This is a genomic window from Bradyrhizobium sp. Ken51, from assembly GCF_055807435.1.
In genome coordinates this window covers 713,861-730,904 of record NZ_JBVVPB010000001.1, presented here as the reverse complement: position 1 = coordinate 730,904, position 17,044 = coordinate 713,861, and the positions used below count along the sequence as shown (strand labels likewise).

The following is a 17,044-nucleotide window of genomic DNA, read 5'->3' as shown; positions in this document are numbered from 1 at the left end:
ACACACGGACGGCCAGCGGCCTCAACCGGAAATCGCGTCGCCTGGAGTGCCTCTCGCGCGCCAATAACGCTGGCGAAGCCGGGGTGCTATCCGCCATGCAATTGTGGCCGACGCCACGAAACTCACGGCGATCATCGTCGGAATAGCCGCCGTTGCGTTCGACTCGATCGGCGAGAGGAGGATCACAAGCATTCCCGCGCCGAAAATCACTGCTTGGACGCTCATGAAGACCATCGCCGCGATTTAAAGCGGTACCGACATGCCAAAACTCCCGGTTCCACCTTGATACAATCGGTTCGGCTATGGTGGGTTCCGATCCGCATCGTCGAAGCATGCAGCGCCAGATATTCTTCAAGTGTCCGCGCACCGGAATGCAGCTGGTCAGCATCAGGCCATGTTGTGAATCGACCCCCATGGGTCTTCTGCTTCGTTGCGCTCGTGCGAAGCCGAATGGAACGAGGATTCGGCTCGTTTTGCCTCCCTCCTGCGCTCGCACTCGTCAAGACCAACCTCGTGCACGGGAACTCGGACGTGCGTCCGAAGTCTTCCGAAAATCCTCATTCATCCTACTCCGACATTTCCACACGCGCATATTGCGCTGCGAAACCTTGCGGTCTTTGCGACATCGCAAAGATCTGCGCGGGGCCTCAATTAGCTTGCCGGCAGGAAGTCCGGAAATCGCTCACGCCGGACGCGCGGAGCTCTTGAGGCGCGCCTCGCCTACCGAGCGGAAGAAGAGACGGTATGATCGGCGGCAACATCTCCCGGTGGACCATGACCTACTTCGCCGCGGCGCTGACCTGGTTGCTTGCCGCGCTCGGGCTGATGGCCGCCGGCATCGGTCATCCTGCAGCGGATGTCGCGGCGCCGGACTCGCTAGTCCTGGTGCATGTGATCTGCATCGGGTGGTTAAGTACCGCGATGTGCGGAGCGCTGTTCCAATTCGTCCCCGTCCTTGTCGCAAGGCCCTTGTTCTCCGAGCGATGGGTGTTACCGGCGCTGGGTTTGTTGACGGCGGGGCTGGTCTCGCTGCTGGCAGGGTTCATGGCTTTGAGCGGCCGTCTACCTTCCGCCCCCTGGCTCCTGCCGTTCGGGGCAGTGCTGCTCGTCGGCGGCTTCGGCCTCGTTGTAGTGGATCTAGGTTTAACGGCTTGGCGGCGCCCGACGGGACCTGCACGGTTCGTTATCGCCGGCCTCGCGTCTCTCTGCGCGACCGTCGCGTTCGGTGCGGTGTTGGCGTTCGCGCTGGGTGGATGGGCGGGAAGGATTGGCGAGGCCTTCCTGGAGCGCGGCATCCCGCTGCACGCGATCGCCGGGCTCGGCGGTTGGCTTACGCTGACGGCGATGGGCGTCAGCTATCGATTGCTGGCCATGTTCATGTTGGCGCCTGATGTGGAGGACCGCCAGAGCCGCCTCACGCTCGCGGTCGGCGCACTTGCCGTCGCGGCAACCGTGTGCGGCGGAGCCGTGATGATCAGTTTCGCGATGAGGCTAAATGCCGTGCTGTCCGTCACCGCGATTCTCGGCTTGTCTTGCGCCGCTCTCTACGGGCGGGATCTCGCCGACATCTTCCGGAATCGGAAGCGGCGGCAGCTTGAGCTCAATATGCGGATGGCGATCTTGTCGTTCGCCAGCCTGGCGGGGACGGCCGCGCTGGGGATAGCGCTCGTTTCGATGGGGACACTGCCGCTGCATTTGGGCGCGTTCGCCTTCCTTACGGTGTTCGGCTGGCTGTCCGGTCTGGTGCTCGCCAAACTATACAAGATCGTCGCTTTTCTCACCTGGCTTGAGACCTACGGGCCGGTGATGGGACGCGCGGCGACGCCTCGCGTTCAGGATCTGGCCTCGGAGAAGAGGGCGACGAAGTGGTTCGCGATCTACTACCTGTCCGTCTGGGCGGGTACGGTCGCGCTGCTGGCAGGAGCGCCAAGCGCGTTCCGGCTTGCAGCGGCTGCGATGACCCTGGGCGTCGTCGGCATCGTCCACGAAATCATTCGAATTCGGCGGCTGGAAGATGTGGCGTTGCCGCTGCGCCTGCCCGGCGGCGCCGTCGCGCCGCATCTGTTGTTCGCCAAAACCTGAGGAGATCGCAATGACCGCTTACCTGGACGTCGATGTCCGTCCGATCCTGCGCGCCGGAGGCGAGCCGTTCTCGGTCATCATGGCTGCGCTCGACCGTCTGGAAGAAGGGCAGGGCCTGCGCCTCTACGCGACCTTCAAACCGGTCCCGCTGTTCGCCGTGATGGCCGACAAGGGCTTCGCTCATTCGGCGAACGCAATGGAAGGCGGCGAATGGGAGGTACTCTTCACGCCTGCGGCAGCGAAGCCGGCGCAAGTTGCGGCTCTGTCGAACGGCTTCGACTTCGGCGCGTGGCCCGAGCCCCGCGTCAAACTGGACAATCGCGACCTGGAGCCACCGGAGCCGATGGTCCGGATCCTCGCTGCCGCCGACAAGCTTGAGCCAGGGGAGACCCTCTCGGCTCTTCTGCGGCGTGAGCCGGTGTTCCTCTTTCCGCAGCTCGAAAAACGCGGCTTCCGCTGGCTAGGCGGATTCACACCCGATGGCGCTACCTACGAACTCACGGTGAGGGCGCAGTCATGACGGACCAGCTAGTGGAGCGCATCCGCGAGGCGCTGCGCGGCGTGATCGATCCGGAGCTTGGTGAGAACATCGTCGATCTCGGGTTCGTCTACGATATTGCGGTCGCGGGCAGTGCAGTCCGCATCACGATGACGGCCACGACGCCGGGATGTCCAGCGACCTCCTTCCTGAAGGAAGGGGCGAAGGCGGCGGCGTCCGTGGTCCCAGGGGTCGTTTCCGCCGACGTGGCGATGACCTTCGAGCCGGCCTGGACCTACGACCTCATCGCGCCATCGATCCGGGCTTCGCTCGGCTTTGCGGCTGTGAACTGACGGCGCGCCATGGCGATCACCATCGAGATCGATCACGCGAAGACCAGGGCCGGGGCTGCCGCGGCAGCCGGGCTGCCGGTCGTGCCGCAGGCCGTCAAGGGGCGGATCCGAAGGCTCAAATGGGCCATCCTGCTGCTGACTCTCTCGATTTATTACGTCACGCCGTTCCTCCGCTGGAATCGTGGGCCGAACGCGCCCGACCAGGCGGTGTTGCTCGATTTTGCGAACGGGCGCCTCTACGCGTTCTTCGTCGAGATCTGGCCGCAGGATCTTTATCTCGTGACCGGTCTTCTGGTGCTCGCGTCGACCATCCTGATCCTAGCGAATGCGCTTGCGGGGCGCCTCTGGTGCGGCTTCGCATGTCCCCAGACTGTCTGGACCGATTTGTTCCTGCTGGTCGAGCGCTTGATTGAGGGCGACAGGCGCCGGCGCCTCAAGAACATCGGAGCGCCTCTCACAACGCAGCGGGTTCTCCGGATTGTAGCCAAGCACGCCACTTGGCTTCTGATCTCGCTCGCGACAGGCGGCACGCTGATCTTCTATTTCACTGACGCGCCGGATCTGCTCAGCGGTCTGATGGTGGGCGACGTCTCGGCCAACGCCCTCACCTGGATCGCGGTGTTTGCGGGCACGACGTACGGACTTGCGGGGTTTGCGGGCGAGCAGGTCTGCACGTTCATGTGCCCATGGCCACGCCTGCAGGGTGCGATCTGGGATCCCGAAGCCTATACGGTGAATTACCGCGATTACCGGGGCGAGCAGCGGACTTCGGCGAAGAAGGCGGCCGAGTCGCGCCTCCGGGGGAGCCGGCAGGTGATTGCGTGGATTGCGGCCAGTGCGTCGCCGTTTGCCCGATCGGGATCGACATACGAGAGGGCCCAAATTTCGCGTGCATCAACTGCGGCCTCTGCGTCGATGCGTGCGACGGCGTGATGGCGAAGCTCGGGCGCCCACGGGGCCTGATCGATTACGAAAGCTGGACCAACATCGAAAGGGGGCGCAGCAAGGAGGCTCCTCGCAACCGTCTGCTGCGGCCGAAGACGATCGGATTGACCGCGGCATGCATTTGCGCTGGCGGGCACGATCGGCGTCGCGTTCGTAACAAAGACCACCGCGACGCTTTCGGTCCAGCACGACCGCGATCCGGTTGCCGTCCGCCTGTCGGACGGCTCGGTACGCAATGCCTACACGGTGAAGCTGCTCAACAAGTCGGCGAGTGCCCATCGGTACACACTGTCCGTCGCCGGCATAGACGCGGAGCTGTCCATCATTGGCAACCAGGGCCTCTCTCCGGTCGAGGTCGCGCCGGATGCCTCGGAGCAGCTGCGAGTGACCTTGACGGCTGCGCAAGCGGGGCAGCGGGATATCGTGTTCACCGCGCGTGACGAGACCGGCGGCGCGCTGTCCGCAGCGGATCGATTCGTCGAACGGTAGGGCCGACGGTCCTGCCACCGCGGCGGCACCCAACCCTTAGGAGACGTTGAGGGTCTGGCTTAGGCGCTCCCCAGCCGCGCCGGTTGTGCGGGAGGCCTATGCGGCTTGCGGCCGACGCGAGCGGTCGCGATCACTACGTCTGTTCGCGCTGCGAAGACGATCCGCTGCACGAACCGGCCGCCATCAAGTGGGCAAATAGTCCGCTGAAGGCGCCGGCGGGCCCCGAGACATGAGCGGTCCCCTGCGGCAATGGCTACTACGGGTCGCGGCGCTCCCGGTGCCGGAACGGATCGGCGGCGTCGTCATGACCTGAGCGGCTACTGAAGAACATCAGGGCCATGAGCCCGCACCCGACGAGAAGCGAGAAGAAGGTGCCTAGCCCCAACGCGATCCACCCGTGCTTGCCCATCTCGACGCCGCTGCTCGCACTCCACACCGAAACGGCCCAGACGCCTGTGAGGATCAATACGGCGCCCAAGGCGACCAGCAGGACGATTTGACCGGTACTGAGACCTCTCATCGCTGCACCTGTTCGTGCCTGGACTGGGTGAACTGCGAACGCGAGCAGGCGTTCCGGTGTGCGGTGCGGGCTGCTCCTGAGCAGGCGGGATGGCCGCGTCTCATCAGCGCCACCACTTGTTGGCGGCGGCGCCCGTCTGGAAGTGGACCGCCACCACGTGGGATGTTGCGATCAGTTGCTCCGAGTCCTGCTCATAAGCCGCGCCCAGACGCGCACGGACCTCGTCCGATGGCTGCGTGATCTTCACCGCCATTCGTGAGAGCTTTACGGCCAGTTCGAAGCCGGCCTGGGGTGTATCGGGCTTCAATGATGGTAGCCAATTTTCGCTCATGTGCCGTATCCTTTGTTGGGGCTGAAGTGCTCACTGCGTCAGCTTGACGGGCGCCTTGTCGAACGTGTGCAGGTAGGCGATCAGGTCCTTGATCTTCTGCTCGTCCTTGATGCCGGCGAACGCCATCTTGGTGCCGGGGATCTTGGCCTTCGGGTCTTTGATGTACTCGGAGAACGTCGCCTCGTCCCAGGTGATGCCGGACTTCTTGTTGGCCTCCGAGTAGTTGTAGCCCTCGACTGATCCCGCTTTCCTTCCGATCAGCCCGTTGAGCACCGGGCCAACGACGTTCTTGGCGGTGTCGCCGACCTGGTGACAGGCCTTGCAGACGGCGAAGACCTTCTCGCCCGCGGCGGCGTCCTGGGCGCCGGCTTGGCCGAGACCCGCTGCGAGAAACAGGGCCACAAGTGCTGTCCGGTTCATCAAGTTCTCCTTTTCCTTGGGGTTGAATTCGATCGATCAAGCGGTGATTTCGGATGACTTGCCTGCAGCATCGATGAGATGCACGCGATCGACGTCGACGTATGGTAGTAGCCAACGGATTCGCTCCTCGGGTATCAGGCTGAACGCGGTCGAGAGCGCATCGGCTGCAGTGGCGCTTCGAGCGATGGTTGTCACGCTTTGATAACGATGGGCGCTGCCTCCCGTCGCCGGATCGAATAGGTGGTTGAAGCGACCTTCGGCATCGAACCGGAACCCGTAGCTCCCCGAGGTCGACACCGCCCGGTCGACGATCGGAAGGATCGTGGCGGTGCGGCTCGCGATCTCCGGATCGGCGACGCCCACTCCCCAGGGGCGGCCGTTCGGCCGCGCGCCGATGGCCCTGGTCTCGCCCATGTCCACTAGGCTGTGCGAGATGCCCTCGGCCTGGAGCAACTCGACGACCTTGTCCGTCACGTAACCCTGTGCAATCCCGTTCAGGGTCAAGGCCATTCCGTGAGGCATCGCAATCCGGTCGCGGCTGACAGACAGACGACGGTGGCCGACGCGCCGGAGCGCGGCCTGGATCGCCGTCGGCGGCGGACCGGCGGGATCCGCCCCTTTTTGCGCAAAGTGGTTCTTATAGACCTCCCACAAGGGCTGCACCGTCGGATCGAACGCGCCTTCGGTCAGCGCCGAGTAGCGCTGCGACGCCGTCAGCAGTTCGACCATTTCGGGGATGGGGCCAACGAGGATGCCGGTCCGGTTCAGTTCCGCGAGAGCGGAATCCTTCATGTAGAGACTGAACTGCCGCTCGAGCCGCCGCGCCTCGGCGCAGGCCAGCGCGATCAGCCGCTCCGCCCGGCCGCGATTCTCGTCGTGAATCTCCAACGTCGCAACCGCGCCCAGCATCGTGCCGCGCCAGATCACCGGCGCGACCTCTGCACGAACGGGATGACCTGAAGACAGCGGGCCGAAGCCCGCTGCCGCCGCGCTGATCCGGATGAAGCGTCGGCGCGTCAGGGTTGGCGTCATGGCGTCCTCCTCGGTCGTTCGCCCGGCGGGCCTTCCGCCGTCTCGTCGGCCGCAACTGCGCCTGTAGTGTTCGCCGAGGCCAGGACATAGTCCCGCGGCACCTCGTTGAAGCCGACGATCCTGCCGCCGTTTTCACCGGCGAACTTCTCCGCCGCCGCCCGGTCGGAGAACGGAACGGCCTCGTCGCCGCCCATGCCGCTCTTGACCTGGCTCTCGATCACGAACAAAGCCCTGCGCGCCTCGATCCAATTGTCGGCGCCCGGCTTGTCCCAGTCGCGGGTCTTGCCCATGTCGGACACGTAGATCGCCAAAATGTCCTTGGGCTCGTCGGGCAGCATGGTGAAGGCGATGGTGTCCCGCACCGACGAGAACCACACGGGCTCAATGAGGCTCGCGGCAAAGATATGGCCCTTCGGTCCCGGGTGCTCGAGCACGTTCATGCCGCAGTAATGGCCGATGTCCTCCGCCGTCATCCGATGCGGCGGTGGGATCTTGGCAGTCTGCTTGTCGTTGCAGCCCGCGAGCGCGAACGGCACGAGCAAGGCGATAAGTATCGTTCGGCGCCTCATAGCTCCCTCCGCGAGAAGGCGAGCGCGGCCAGCCCCAGTGGCAGCAGCGTCCAGCAGAGCAGGGTGGTCAGAAGGACCGGTATCGTCAGGGATGTGCTTTGAGCGAGGCCCGCCATGCCGGCGAAGGTGCTGACATTGGCGAATCCGGTGAGGTTGATCAGCCGGTAGGCGTCGGTCGGATTTGACAGGAGCATGGCGTTGAGCGCGGCCGCGGAGATGCTGCGTCCCTGATCGAGCGCGAGCACGCCGAGCAGGGCCATGTCGTAGATCAACACCAGCAGCAGCCACAATCCGATGCAGATGCCGGCTGCCGTTCCCCGGTCGCGCACGAGCGCGCTGACTAGATAGCCGATCGCGACGAAAACGGCGCCCAGCAGCACCGAGGAGGCCACCATGGCCGCAAACGCCAGCAGACTATCGCCATCGATCTGGCTGCCCGTCGCCGCCAGCGCTCCGACCGCCGCGCCGTAGCCGAGACAGGTCGCAAAGGCGAGGACGGCGAGGTGTCCCAGGAACTTGCCGAGCAGCACCTGCCATCGCGCGACCGGATAGCTCAGCAGCAACAGCATCGTCCCGCGTTCCATCTCGCCGACGATGGCGTCATGGGAGATCAGAAGCGCGATGAGCGGGACGAGAAAGATCGTCAGGCTCGACAGGCTGACGACGACCACGTCCAGTGTGCGAACGCCGACATTCCCGGTTGGCGCGCTGCCGAGAAAGGTCAGTGACAGAGCAAGGCCCGCGAGCAGGAGCGTTGCGGCAAGCACCCAGCGATTGCGGATGGCCTGGTGGATCTCCTTGGCGGCGATGATCATGACATTCATGGCGCCTGCTCCGATTGCCGGAGAAAATGAGCGTAGAGTTCGTCGAGGGTGGGCGGGACCACGTCGACGTCCTCGACGGAATTGCCGGCGGCCGTCGCACGATGCAGAAGTTCGATCTTCCGCTCCGGTGCGGCGTCGATCTCGACGATGTGGCCGTTCAGACGGCGGCAGGTCGTGTCTTGAGGAGCCCAGGGCGGCATCTCGCTCGGCGCGAGGCCCGCGACCTTGAGACGGATCCTGGTGGGCAGCCGGGCGAGACGACGCAGCTGGTCGATCGATCCGTCCGCGACCTTGATGCCGCGGTTCATGATGATGACCCGGCCGGCGCGCTCCTCGAGCTCGGTCAGCGCATGCGATGACAGCAGCACGGTCGCGCCCGCGTTGGCGAGCCGCGCGATGATGTCGTAGAAGGTCTGGCGCAGCTCCGGATCGAGTCCGGTGGTCGGCTCGTCCAGCAGCAGCACGCGCGGCTCGCCAAGCAGCGCCTGCGCGAGCCCCAGGCGCTGACGCATGCCCTTCGAATAGGTGCTCACCCGGCGGCGGCTGGCGGCTCCCAGCCCGACGGCGTCGAGCAGCTCCAGGCCCTTGGCGACCGGTTCGCGCTTCAGCTTGGCGTAGAAGGCCTGGGTCTCGCGGCCGGTGAGGGCAGGGTCGAAGGAGACGTTTTCGGGGAGGTAGCCGAGCTGTTGCCGGCCTGCGAATTCGCCGGCGGCGGGATTGTCTCCGAGAACCTCGATGGCACCGCTGGTCGGTCGGATCAACCCGAGCATGAGCTTCATGAGCGTGGTCTTGCCGGCGCCGTTGTGGCCGATCAAGGCGACCAGTTCGCCTCGATCGAGCGTGAACGAGGCGTCGCGTACGGCCTTGATCTGGCCATACGCCTTGGTGACGCCGCTGATACGTACCGTGCTGGTCATCGCGCTTCCTTCGGCGCAGCGTTCTGCGGCGGCGACACCAGTGGATGGCTGTCGACCACGCCGCCCGGCAGCAGCGCCGGAAATTGCGCCTGCGCCCAGCGGATCACCTGGACGGCGGGGCTGTTGATCAGGACCTTGGCAGCGGGCGCAGTCCACAGCACCCGATCGATGAGGTCGTTCGGCCGGTACGCCGTGTCGGCGATTCCGTCTCCGTTCAGGTCGAATGCCGGATTATCGCTCCAGTAGTTGCCGCGCCCCCCGATCGACCAGTCGAGGTGCCGGGTGCCGACATATTTCACCTGGTTGGCGTTGCCGACGAAGGCGTTGCCCGTGATCTCGTTGCCTTCGGAGCCGGCCGTGAAATGCACGCCGATGGCGCAGCGCTCGAACCAGTTGTTGCGAAATTTGTTGTGATTGGTGTTGTAGATGAACACGCATTTTTCCGGGCCGCTTTTGAGCGTGCTCTCCCGATTCTGTTGCGGCAGCATGCCTCGCTCGTCGTCGGGGCTGTCCTGCGTGCCCTGCATTATCGGGCTCAGCGGGCCGCCCGTGACCCGATTATCCTCGATCTGGGCATAGTTCGCGTAGTTGAAGAGCATGCCATAGTCGCGATCGCGATCGGAGGAATTGCCGCGGATCACGAGGCGGTTCGAATACATGATGGCGTAACCGACATGGTTGCCGATCGAAACGTTGCCGCTGACTTCGCTGTCGTTGGTGTACATGTAGTGGACGGCGAAGCGAACCTGCTCGAAGCGATTGTCGAGAAAGCGGTCCTTGCTGCTGGAGATCGAGAAGATGCCGTCGCGGCCGTAACGGAAATTGTTGCTGGCGATGGTAACGTCAGGGGCATTCCAAAGCGAAACGCCGTTGCCTGCCTCGCTGAGACGTCCCCCGCGCAGTCCCTCGATCTCGTTGCGGACGACGCGGGAGCCGCGGGCGCCATGCACATAGACGCCGAACAGGTTTCCCGTCAGGCGGTTGTCCTCGATCTTCGCGCGTTCGGCCGTCTTCTGCAGGAAGATCCCGGAGTTCATCGCCTGCAGATCGCGGCCGGACCCGCGAATGGTCACGCCGCGGACGGTGACGTCGGGCGCGCTGACGGTGACGACGTTGCCAGAGCCGTCGCCGTCGAGCACCGCGCCCTCGGTGCCGACCAGCTCCAAAGGACGGTCGATCTGGATCGAGCCGTGATACTCACCCGCGGCAAGTTTGACGACGGCGCCGGCCCGCGCGCTGTCCAGCACCGCCTGCAGCGGCTGGCCGGGCGCAGCCGTCAATGTCTCCGCATTGGCGAAGCTGGACAATCCGGCGGCAACCAGCGCCGCCGGAAACATGCGCGACAACAGACCCACGAGGCCGCTCCCGATCAGACCGATTTCGGTTCGACGAACATGCGGCCCTTCATCTCCATGTGCATCGCATGGCAGAACCAGGAGCAGTAGTACCAGTACACGCCCGGCTTGTCGGCACTGAACGTCACCGATGCCGTCGCCATCGGCGCGACTTCCATCTGGATACCGTAGTTCACGATGCTGAAGCCATGTGTCAGGTCCTCGACCGCATCGATATTGGTGATGAAGACGGTGACCTGATCGCCCTGCTTGACCTGGAACTGCTCGAGCCCGAACGCGGGAGCCGTCGAGGTCATGTAGACCCGCACCTTGTTGCCGTCGCGGATGACCTTGGAATCACCTTCCAGGTCGATGCCGTCAGCCTTGGCCTGCTTGACTGCATCCGCAAACATCGGATCCGCACGATCCCAGATTGAGATCGGGTTGATCTTCGAGCGGTGCACGATGGTGGCGTCGTGGGGCTCCGCAAAGCTCGGACCATCGTGGACCAGCTTCATCTGGTCGCCCGAGATGTCGATCAACTGGTCGTTCTCCGGCTTCAGCGGGCCGACGTTGAGGAAGCGATCCTTCGAGAACTTGTTTAGCGAGATCAGCCATTTTCCGTCAGCCTCCTTGGTCTGACCCATCGAGGAGTGGTTGTGGCCGGGCTGATAGTGCACGTCGAGCTTCTGGATGATGGGATCGACCTTCTCGCCCTTGAACGCCCGTTTGGCGAGGTCGATGTTCCACTTGCAGACCTGGCTGTCGAGGAACAGGGTGGTGTAGGCGTTGCCCTTTCCGTCGTAAGCCGTATGCAGCGGTCCGAGCCCGAGTTCGGGCTCGGCGACGACGACGTCGCGCGGCTTGATCTTGTCGTCGAACAGATCGTCGAACTTGCGCACGTCCATCACCGTCACAGTCGGTGAGAGCTTTCCGGCCGCAACGATGTGGATCCCGTCGGGAGCGGTGTTCATGCCATGCGGATTGTTCGAGACCGGAACGTAGCGCGTGTACGGCGAGCCCTTTCGCCCGTCGATGACCGGCACGCCTTTTATTTCCTTGAAGTCGCCCTTCTTCACGGCCTCTTCGATCCGCTTCAGGTTAAAAATGACGACCCAGTCCTGCTCGTTGGCGGTCATTTCGGCGAGGGTGACGCCTTCCTCCGCGTTGTAGCAGGTCGAGAAGGCATATTTGCCCTGGTAGTCGGCATCGACGTTGTCGAGATTGCCGTCGACGATCACCTGCCAGGCGACCTTCATCGTATCGCCGTCGACCGCCGAGAAGATCGAACGGTACTGCTTCCTGTCGTCGAGGATCTTGCCGTCGTTCGGCAGCGGAACGGCGTCCTCGCCATTGCAGAACACATAGCCCGTCCGCGGATATTTCTGCACGCGCAGGCCGTGCACCGTGTGCTGGTTTGGCAACTCGATGATCTTGTCGCATTTCATGACGTCGAGGCGCACCCGTGCGACGCGGCTATTAGCCTTGTCGTTCATGAAGGCGTAGCGACCGTCATAGGTACCATCGGTGAACGAGATATGAGGATGATGCAGGTCGCCATTCATATAGGTGCCGCCGCGGCTCTTGAGAAACTCGCGTGTCTCCGGCTGCAATCCTTCGGTCAGGACCTTGAGGCTTTCGTTCGTCTGGCCCCAGCCGGTGGCGCTGCAGCGGTTGAACACGGGGACGCGCATCAGTTCGCGCATCGAGGGCAGGCCGACGATGCGCATTTCGCCGGACTGGCCGCTCGAGAAGAAGACGTAGTATTCGTCGAGCTCGCCCGGCGCGACTTCCGTCTTCTGCACGGCCGGACGCGCCGGCGGCGCCTTGGGGGTGCCAGCTTTGGTCTGCGCGTCGGCGACCGAGACGAAGCCGCCGTCCTTCATCACAGCTCCGGCGGCGAGTCCAACGCCCGCAGCCGCGGCGGTGGTCCCCAGCAGGGTTCGTCGGCTGACGCCCTTTGCGTTTTCGTTGTCGCTCATGATGGTCTCCTCGGCTTTCGGTTTCAGGTTGCAGGTGGAGTGGGAGCGTCGGCGGGCGACGCGCGAACGGGTTTCCCGCCGGCAATGATGAGCGTGTCCGGACCCTTGCCGCCGGAGCGCATCGACGGCGAGGACATCGCCTGGCGCTTTTCCCGCTTCAGCCGCACCTGGATCATGTGCGGGCAGCGGTGGTCGTCGAAATAGAGTTCTTGGCAGTGCATGCAGTAGATGCACTCATTGACGTTGATGTGACCTTCCGGATGGATCGCCTGCACCGGACACTCGTTGGCGCACCGCTGACAGGGCGAGCCGCATTCCGGCCAGCGCCGCAGCCATTCGAACATCCGGATGCGCCCTGGGATCGCCAGCGCAGCACCGAGCGGGCACATGTAGCGGCAGAAGAAGCGCTCGACGAACAATCCGGCGGCGAGCAGGGTGAGCGCATAGAGGACGAACGGCCACTCCCGCGCGAACTTCAGGATGATGGAGGTCTTGAACGGTTCGACCTCGGCAAGCTGCTCCGCAAAGGCCGTTGAATACAGCGACATCCCGAACAGGCCGAGGAAGATGATGTACTTGATCGGCCAGAGCCGCTCGTGAAGTCCCCAAGGGACGCGGAATTGAGGCACCTTGAGCGCTTGCGCGACGTTATTGAGCAATTCCTGCAGGGCGCCGAACGGGCAAAGCCAGCCGCAGAACGGTCCACGGCCCCAGAACAGCAGCCCGGCCGCAATGGATGCCCAGAGGATGAAGATCAGGGGAGCCGACAGGAAGTAGTCCCAGCTGAAACCGGTCAACAGGGAACTCGCGAAGGTCAGGACGTTGACGACAGAGAGCTGGGCGTTCGCATACCAGCCAAGCCAGACAAGGATGAAGAGCAGGTACCCTCGGCGCACCCAGACGTACACGGCTGGACGTCGAACCAGCACGTTCTGAAAGAAGAAGATGAGGGTGAGCGCGCCGAGCGCCGCCACGGTCAAGCCGACCTTGACGGTGTTGGCGCGCCAGATCCGCATCCACAGCGGCTCCTCGTCGGACGCGGGCGGCGGCGTACCGACTTCGCGCGTCTCGGCAACGGAGGTCGCTGACGCCTTCGAAGCCGTCGCCTGTGGAGGCTGCGCCGGGGGCGCCTGCCGCTTCAGGTATGTCTCAGGAAGGGTATAGCCGAGATCGAAGGTGACCAACGCCTTGTCCCGGGCGCCGACGACGCGCTGTACCAGCAGCCGCAGCACCCAAGGTTCAATCGGATCGAACGCGAGTTCGGGCGGCACCGTGAACAGCGCGATTTCCGGAAAGTTGGGCGCACCCTCGGCGGCAAGGCTGCCGAGCCGCGTGTGATCGCGGTCGCGGAAGCGCACGCTGTTGGTTTCCTGAACCAATTCGATGCGGTCGAAGATTCCGCCACGGACGTAGGCGGCTCCCTTGAACGAGTAGCGGCCGGATCCGGCCACGACCAGCGCCTGCTGACCTGGCTTGAGACGGCCCGCGAGCCGTTGGTAGCCGTCGTCTCCGAGCAGACTGCGCCCGATCGTGGGGACGGCGACATCGGCGACGTAGAGATCGATGAAGGTGTCGTCGGGGTCGCCTGCCTCCGGATGCGCGGTCGCGGCGGCGTTACCCGTGTTTTCGAACGCCTTGTTGATATCCGCAACCGACAGGAAGAGCCGCCGGACCGAGCCGTCACCGAGGAGCGTCTGCCAATCGCGAACCTCGCTTATTCCCGGATCGATCGCTTTCGACGCTTGCGGCGCTGCGTTGGTCGCTGCATCGCCTTGGGCGCCGAGCCGGCCGCTCTTGATCAGCTTCGTCGCAGAACGGACGATGCTGTCGCCGAACACGAGGACCGTGACCGTCGCCCCGCTGACGATGTCGACTTGGGGCGCCTGCGCGGCACCGCGCGCCACCTCGCCCATGTCGGCGCCGATCAGCTTATTGACGGCTTCCAGAATCCTCTTCTCGGGAATGCCAACCAGAACAATCGGCTCCTTGTGCTCGACCAGTTTGAACCCCCTGAGCACGCCCTTGGTATCGATGCCGATCAGAACCTGGATGGGCTTGCCGGAGTAACCCGTGGCGTTGGCGAACTGGGAATTGAGGTAGACAAAACCCTGCAACTGGTCGCCGCGATAGACCGGAACGATCGGCGGATCCCCCTGTGCCGGACCGAACCGGTCGGCGCCCTGGAAGAAGTCGGCGGGTGCGACCTTCGGAAGATAAGTGGCGAGATCGCCGGCCGCGAGTGCCGCATCTGCCCACAACGTCGCGCAGATCGCGACAATGATCGCGAATGCCGCTGCAGATGCGGGCCGTCTGTGGGCGAAAAAACTCCGGACCATGGAGTACCTCAAAGCGGAACGGGGCTGCCCGAGCACGCTCATTCCATCTGGAATTTTGATATTTGATGTCCCGGGATCGTCGTTGACGCCGGACGGGAGGATCGATTGAGCCAACGCAAATCGAGCTGCGTCAAGCGGGTCTATGTAATGATAGGAATTGCCTCGCAACTTGCGCTGCATCAAACAGCTGAGGAATATGATCATGCCGTTGTTGCGAACGACGCTCTTGAAGATGGAACCGGCGGGGACCCTGCAGTCGCTGGACGAGCTGTTCGCGCTTGCGAATGCCATGGAGCAGGAAGCCGCGACCAAGTACGGGGAACTTGCCGAAGAGATGCGACGTCAGCACCGTTTCGACCTGCTGACAGTTTTCGACGATCTTGCGGCTGCGGAGCGCGAACATGTCGATAGCGTGCAGCGCTGGTCGCAGTCGCGGCGCGGGAAGTTGCCGGATCCCGCCCTCGTCCGCTGGGAGGCGCCCGAGACGTTCGACGGTGACGCCACAGCCGAAATCAAGGCTTCGAAGCTGATGACCCCTTACCGCGCCCTCGCGATGGCGGTGCGCAACGAGGAACGCGCCTTCGCCTTCTGGTCCTATCTGGCCGCGTATTCGAAAGATCTCGAGATCAAGAAGGCTTCGGAGGCGATGGCCAAGGAGGAGCTCGGCCACGTCTCGACGCTGCGGAAAGAACGGCGCCGTGCCTATCATCGAGAGCATGAAGGGGCGCGGCCAGACGAAGCGCGCCCACACGCGGAGCGGATCCAGGCGCGGAGGCTTGAGCTTTGTCTCGCGACGCACCTTGCGACCCTCGAGCGGCGTCTGGAAGGCGCGGCTGCGGTACGCACGCGCGAGCTCCTCGAAAAGACGATGCGGATGGCCGACGAGGTTGGCGAGTTTGGAAGCCTCCCGAGCGCGCTCGAGCAGCGGGACGCGCAGACGATCGCGGAGGCGCTGGCCGACGCCTATCTCGAAGGCGCGGAGCGCTCGGAGGACGCCCGGCCCGTCGAAACCTTGCAGCACCTAGCGGAGAGAGCAATCTCGAGGTTGGCCTGGCTGCGTTCGCTTGGCTCCCAGTGAGGCGCTTGCCCAGCAGGCAGCAGATGCAGAAACTCGCCTCCTCACCCGTTATCGGCCAGAAAACCTCGCCAGTGCCGGCCGTAGGACCGGCGGACGACCTCCCGGCAGAATAATGGCAGGCACTCTTGGAGGACGCTCTACCTCACGGACACTTCCGGAGGCGCATAGGTAGGGCGTTCGTTGGCCATAACGTAATCCCCTGCAGTGGCCAGACTTTGGTGCCCGGCAGAAGGTCCAGATCGAAGCGTCGCATCAGCACCGCCAACACGATCGTCGCCTCCTGCAGCGCAAAGGATGATCCGATGCAGGTGCGGGACTGCGCCGAAGGGCAGGTAGGCGAAACGGGGCACTTCGCTTCTTGCCGGCGGCAAGAAGCGCGACGGGTCGAACATATCCGGCCGGTCCCACAGGCGCTCGTGCCGGTGCAGCACGTAGGGTGCGATAACGATCAGGGACCGGACGCCGATCTCATGAGATCCCAGATTGTCCGGCCCTTCGGACATTCGGCTGAGCGCGGCGATGGGGGGATAGAGCCGCAGGGCCTCTTCCACGACGGCCCCGCGTCTTTCGTGAAAATGTAGGGCACCAGCGGAATCAGGCCGCCGATCACGTAGGAGCCGCCAATGGTGACTGCGCTGATCGGCGCGCGATTCGGGTCGGGGCACTCCAGGCCGAGTTCGAAGCGCATCATGAAGTCGACCCAGCGCTATCTGTCGGATGCGATCGCGCTACGACGGACTTCAGCGCGTCTCCTTCGAGTCCGTACCCGCGGAAGAACGTGCTCGACTTCTTCGATCTCCCGCTCGCGCAGGTGCCCGACTTCGTGGTGCTCGCGCTGTTCTTCGGCGGCGTAGTGCTCCGCGTCCGTCCGCGCCGCGAGATACCCGCCTAGGCCCATCGCGATGGCGCCGGCGACGACCTCGGCGAGGCCAGCGGTGACGATCACGTCCGTGTTGGCGACGGCCGCGGAAAGGCCGGCCGTAGCGGTTGCGTCGATACTAATCTGCTTTTAACGAAAGCAAGCCGATGCCCAGAACACTGGAATCATAATCCTGGGCGGGTGTTCGAGTGCCTCTCCCGCTACCATCTTTTCGCTGCATCTCGCCGAGCTGCAGTCCGGTGACGCCTTGACCCTTCGCCTACGCTAGGGCCCCCTCCATGGGCCCGTGAAGGCCTGTCCGGAGGAAGAGTGTCGTAGGGAGGTGAGTAGGCGGTTTTTTGCCGACGCCCCCCGTTACTACCCAAGAAATGTAACGCGCAAGTCTGCAAATGTAACGCCCAATCTGAAATCGTCGAATCCTACGATCGGGGACATTACGAGTCTCGGATTGTGCGTTACACGATTTCGGCTTCG

Annotated in this window: 17 protein-coding genes and 3 pseudogenes; 7 read left to right on the top strand and 13 right to left on the bottom strand. The window is 64.0% G+C overall.

All coding sequences use genetic code 11. From position 1 onward, the window contains the following. Nucleotides 1-21: 21 nt before the first annotated feature. On the bottom strand, nt 22-225 hold the full coding sequence (locus tag AC0L27_RS03255) for a hypothetical protein (RefSeq protein WP_473317917.1): 204 nt from the start codon (nt 223-225) through the stop codon (nt 22-24). Between the two features lie 519 nt (nt 226-744). Between AC0L27_RS03255 and AC0L27_RS03250 the strand changes: the two genes are divergently transcribed. The 6 genes and pseudogenes from AC0L27_RS03250 to AC0L27_RS03225 all read left to right on the top strand — a co-directional run bounded on the left by AC0L27_RS03250 (nt 745) and on the right by AC0L27_RS03225 (nt 4,347). After that, nucleotides 745-2,082: a hypothetical protein gene (locus tag AC0L27_RS03250; protein ID WP_473317916.1), complete on the top strand. Its 1,338-nt coding sequence runs from the start codon at nt 745-747 to the stop codon at nt 2,080-2,082. A 10-nt stretch (nt 2,083-2,092) separates the two neighbouring features. Next, nucleotides 2,093-2,602, top strand: coding sequence for a DUF2249 domain-containing protein (locus tag AC0L27_RS03245; RefSeq protein ID WP_473317915.1), 510 nt, complete (start codon nt 2,093-2,095; stop codon nt 2,600-2,602). Beyond that, on the top strand, nt 2,599-2,913 hold the full coding sequence (locus AC0L27_RS03240) for a metal-sulfur cluster assembly factor (RefSeq protein WP_473317914.1): 315 nt from the start codon (nt 2,599-2,601) through the stop codon (nt 2,911-2,913). The genes AC0L27_RS03245 and AC0L27_RS03240 overlap by 4 nt, the downstream gene beginning before the upstream one ends. 9 nt (nt 2,914-2,922) lie before the next feature. Further along, nucleotides 2,923-3,690 (top strand): annotated as a pseudogene (locus AC0L27_RS03235) (4Fe-4S dicluster domain-containing protein); the annotation flags it as partial. Then, a pseudogene (locus AC0L27_RS03230) lies at nt 3,600-3,830 on the top strand (4Fe-4S dicluster domain-containing protein); the annotation flags it as partial. The pseudogenes AC0L27_RS03235 and AC0L27_RS03230, both read left to right, overlap by 91 nt. A gap of 154 nt (nt 3,831-3,984) precedes the next feature. Beyond that, nucleotides 3,985-4,347: a FixG Ig-like domain-containing protein gene (locus AC0L27_RS03225; RefSeq protein WP_473317954.1), complete on the top strand. Its 363-nt coding sequence runs from the start codon at nt 3,985-3,987 to the stop codon at nt 4,345-4,347. Nucleotides 4,348-4,603: 256 nt separating this feature from the next. Here the strand turns inward: AC0L27_RS03225 and AC0L27_RS03220 are convergent, their stop codons facing one another. From AC0L27_RS03220 to AC0L27_RS03175, 10 genes are all read right to left on the bottom strand, one after another. Further along, complete coding sequence (locus AC0L27_RS03220; RefSeq protein WP_473317913.1) at nt 4,604-4,867, bottom strand: hypothetical protein; 264 nt, start codon at nt 4,865-4,867, stop codon at nt 4,604-4,606. Nucleotides 4,868-4,970: 103 nt separating this feature from the next. Further along, nucleotides 4,971-5,198 carry a hexameric tyrosine-coordinated heme protein gene (locus AC0L27_RS03215; RefSeq protein ID WP_473317912.1) on the bottom strand — a complete coding sequence of 76 codons (228 nt, stop codon included), beginning with the start codon at nt 5,196-5,198 and terminating at the stop codon, nt 4,971-4,973. Nucleotides 5,199-5,228: 30 nt separating this feature from the next. After that, entirely contained in the window at nt 5,229-5,618 is a 390-nt protein-coding gene (locus tag AC0L27_RS03210) for a c-type cytochrome (RefSeq protein ID WP_473317911.1), read from the bottom strand. Between the two features lie 36 nt (nt 5,619-5,654). Beyond that, the gene (locus AC0L27_RS03205; RefSeq protein ID WP_473317910.1) at nt 5,655-6,650 is read right to left on the bottom strand and encodes an FAD:protein FMN transferase; all 996 of its coding nucleotides are present in this window, start codon (nt 6,648-6,650) and stop codon (nt 5,655-5,657) included. After that, a complete protein-coding gene (locus AC0L27_RS03200) occupies nt 6,647-7,219 on the bottom strand; it encodes a nitrous oxide reductase accessory protein NosL (protein ID WP_473317909.1) in 573 nt (190 codons plus the stop codon). The genes AC0L27_RS03205 and AC0L27_RS03200 overlap by 4 nt, the downstream gene beginning before the upstream one ends. After that, nucleotides 7,216-8,043 (bottom strand): ABC transporter permease subunit, encoded by an 828-nt coding sequence (locus AC0L27_RS03195; protein ID WP_473317908.1) that lies wholly within the window; start codon nt 8,041-8,043, stop codon nt 7,216-7,218. Before AC0L27_RS03195 ends, AC0L27_RS03200 begins: the two co-directional genes overlap by 4 nt. After that, nucleotides 8,040-8,960 (bottom strand): ABC transporter ATP-binding protein, encoded by a 921-nt coding sequence (locus tag AC0L27_RS03190; RefSeq protein ID WP_473317907.1) that lies wholly within the window; start codon nt 8,958-8,960, stop codon nt 8,040-8,042. Before AC0L27_RS03190 ends, AC0L27_RS03195 begins: the two co-directional genes overlap by 4 nt. Then, entirely contained in the window at nt 8,957-10,297 is a 1,341-nt protein-coding gene (locus AC0L27_RS03185; RefSeq protein ID WP_473317953.1) for a nitrous oxide reductase family maturation protein NosD, read from the bottom strand. Before AC0L27_RS03185 ends, AC0L27_RS03190 begins: the two co-directional genes overlap by 4 nt. A gap of 32 nt (nt 10,298-10,329) precedes the next feature. Further along, the gene (nosZ, locus tag AC0L27_RS03180) at nt 10,330-12,276 is read right to left on the bottom strand and encodes a TAT-dependent nitrous-oxide reductase (protein WP_473317906.1); all 1,947 of its coding nucleotides are present in this window, start codon (nt 12,274-12,276) and stop codon (nt 10,330-10,332) included. A 23-nt stretch (nt 12,277-12,299) separates the two neighbouring features. Beyond that, nucleotides 12,300-14,612: a 4Fe-4S binding protein gene (locus AC0L27_RS03175; RefSeq protein ID WP_473317905.1), complete on the bottom strand. Its 2,313-nt coding sequence runs from the start codon at nt 14,610-14,612 to the stop codon at nt 12,300-12,302. A gap of 289 nt (nt 14,613-14,901) precedes the next feature. On the opposite strand from AC0L27_RS03175, the gene AC0L27_RS03170 reads away from it, so the two are divergent. Continuing rightward, nucleotides 14,902-15,690 (top strand): ferritin-like domain-containing protein, encoded by a 789-nt coding sequence (locus tag AC0L27_RS03170; protein WP_473317904.1) that lies wholly within the window; start codon nt 14,902-14,904, stop codon nt 15,688-15,690. 137 nt (nt 15,691-15,827) lie between these two features. Here AC0L27_RS03170 and AC0L27_RS03165 read toward each other — a convergent pair whose 3' ends face one another. Next, complete coding sequence (locus AC0L27_RS03165) at nt 15,828-16,241, bottom strand: cytochrome P450 (protein ID WP_473317903.1); 414 nt, start codon at nt 16,239-16,241, stop codon at nt 15,828-15,830. Beyond that, nucleotides 16,139-16,636, bottom strand: a pseudogene (locus tag AC0L27_RS03160) (VIT1/CCC1 transporter family protein). The gene AC0L27_RS03165 and the pseudogene AC0L27_RS03160 overlap by 103 nt, the downstream one beginning before the upstream one ends. Nucleotides 16,637-17,044: the final 408 nt, after the last annotated feature.

Bases quoted from the DNA above. Each gene is read 5' to 3' on its own strand.
- AC0L27_RS03170 (WP_473317904.1), top strand. From the start codon at position 14,902: ATGGAGCAGGAAGCCGCGACCAAGTACGGGGAACTTGCCGAAGAGATG.
- AC0L27_RS03220 (WP_473317913.1), bottom strand. From the start codon at position 4,867: ATGAGAGGTCTCAGTACCGGTCAAATCGTCCTGCTGGTCGCCTTGGGC.
- AC0L27_RS03250 (WP_473317916.1), top strand. From the start codon at position 745: ATGATCGGCGGCAACATCTCCCGGTGGACCATGACCTACTTCGCCGCG.
- AC0L27_RS03205 (WP_473317910.1), bottom strand. From the start codon at position 6,650: ATGACGCCAACCCTGACGCGCCGACGCTTCATCCGGATCAGCGCGGCG.
- AC0L27_RS03185 (WP_473317953.1), bottom strand. From the start codon at position 10,297: ATGTTTCCGGCGGCGCTGGTTGCCGCCGGATTGTCCAGCTTCGCCAAT.
- AC0L27_RS03245 (WP_473317915.1), top strand. From the start codon at position 2,093: ATGACCGCTTACCTGGACGTCGATGTCCGTCCGATCCTGCGCGCCGGA.
- AC0L27_RS03215 (WP_473317912.1), bottom strand. From the start codon at position 5,198: ATGAGCGAAAATTGGCTACCATCATTGAAGCCCGATACACCCCAGGCC.
- nosZ (WP_473317906.1), bottom strand. From the start codon at position 12,276: ATGAGCGACAACGAAAACGCAAAGGGCGTCAGCCGACGAACCCTGCTG.
- AC0L27_RS03255 (WP_473317917.1), bottom strand. From the start codon at position 225: ATGAGCGTCCAAGCAGTGATTTTCGGCGCGGGAATGCTTGTGATCCTC.
- AC0L27_RS03210 (WP_473317911.1), bottom strand. From the start codon at position 5,618: ATGAACCGGACAGCACTTGTGGCCCTGTTTCTCGCAGCGGGTCTCGGC.
- AC0L27_RS03195 (WP_473317908.1), bottom strand. From the start codon at position 8,043: ATGAATGTCATGATCATCGCCGCCAAGGAGATCCACCAGGCCATCCGC.
- AC0L27_RS03200 (WP_473317909.1), bottom strand. From the start codon at position 7,219: ATGAGGCGCCGAACGATACTTATCGCCTTGCTCGTGCCGTTCGCGCTC.
- AC0L27_RS03175 (WP_473317905.1), bottom strand. From the start codon at position 14,612: ATGGTCCGGAGTTTTTTCGCCCACAGACGGCCCGCATCTGCAGCGGCA.
- AC0L27_RS03240 (WP_473317914.1), top strand. From the start codon at position 2,599: ATGACGGACCAGCTAGTGGAGCGCATCCGCGAGGCGCTGCGCGGCGTG.
- AC0L27_RS03190 (WP_473317907.1), bottom strand. From the start codon at position 8,960: ATGACCAGCACGGTACGTATCAGCGGCGTCACCAAGGCGTATGGCCAG.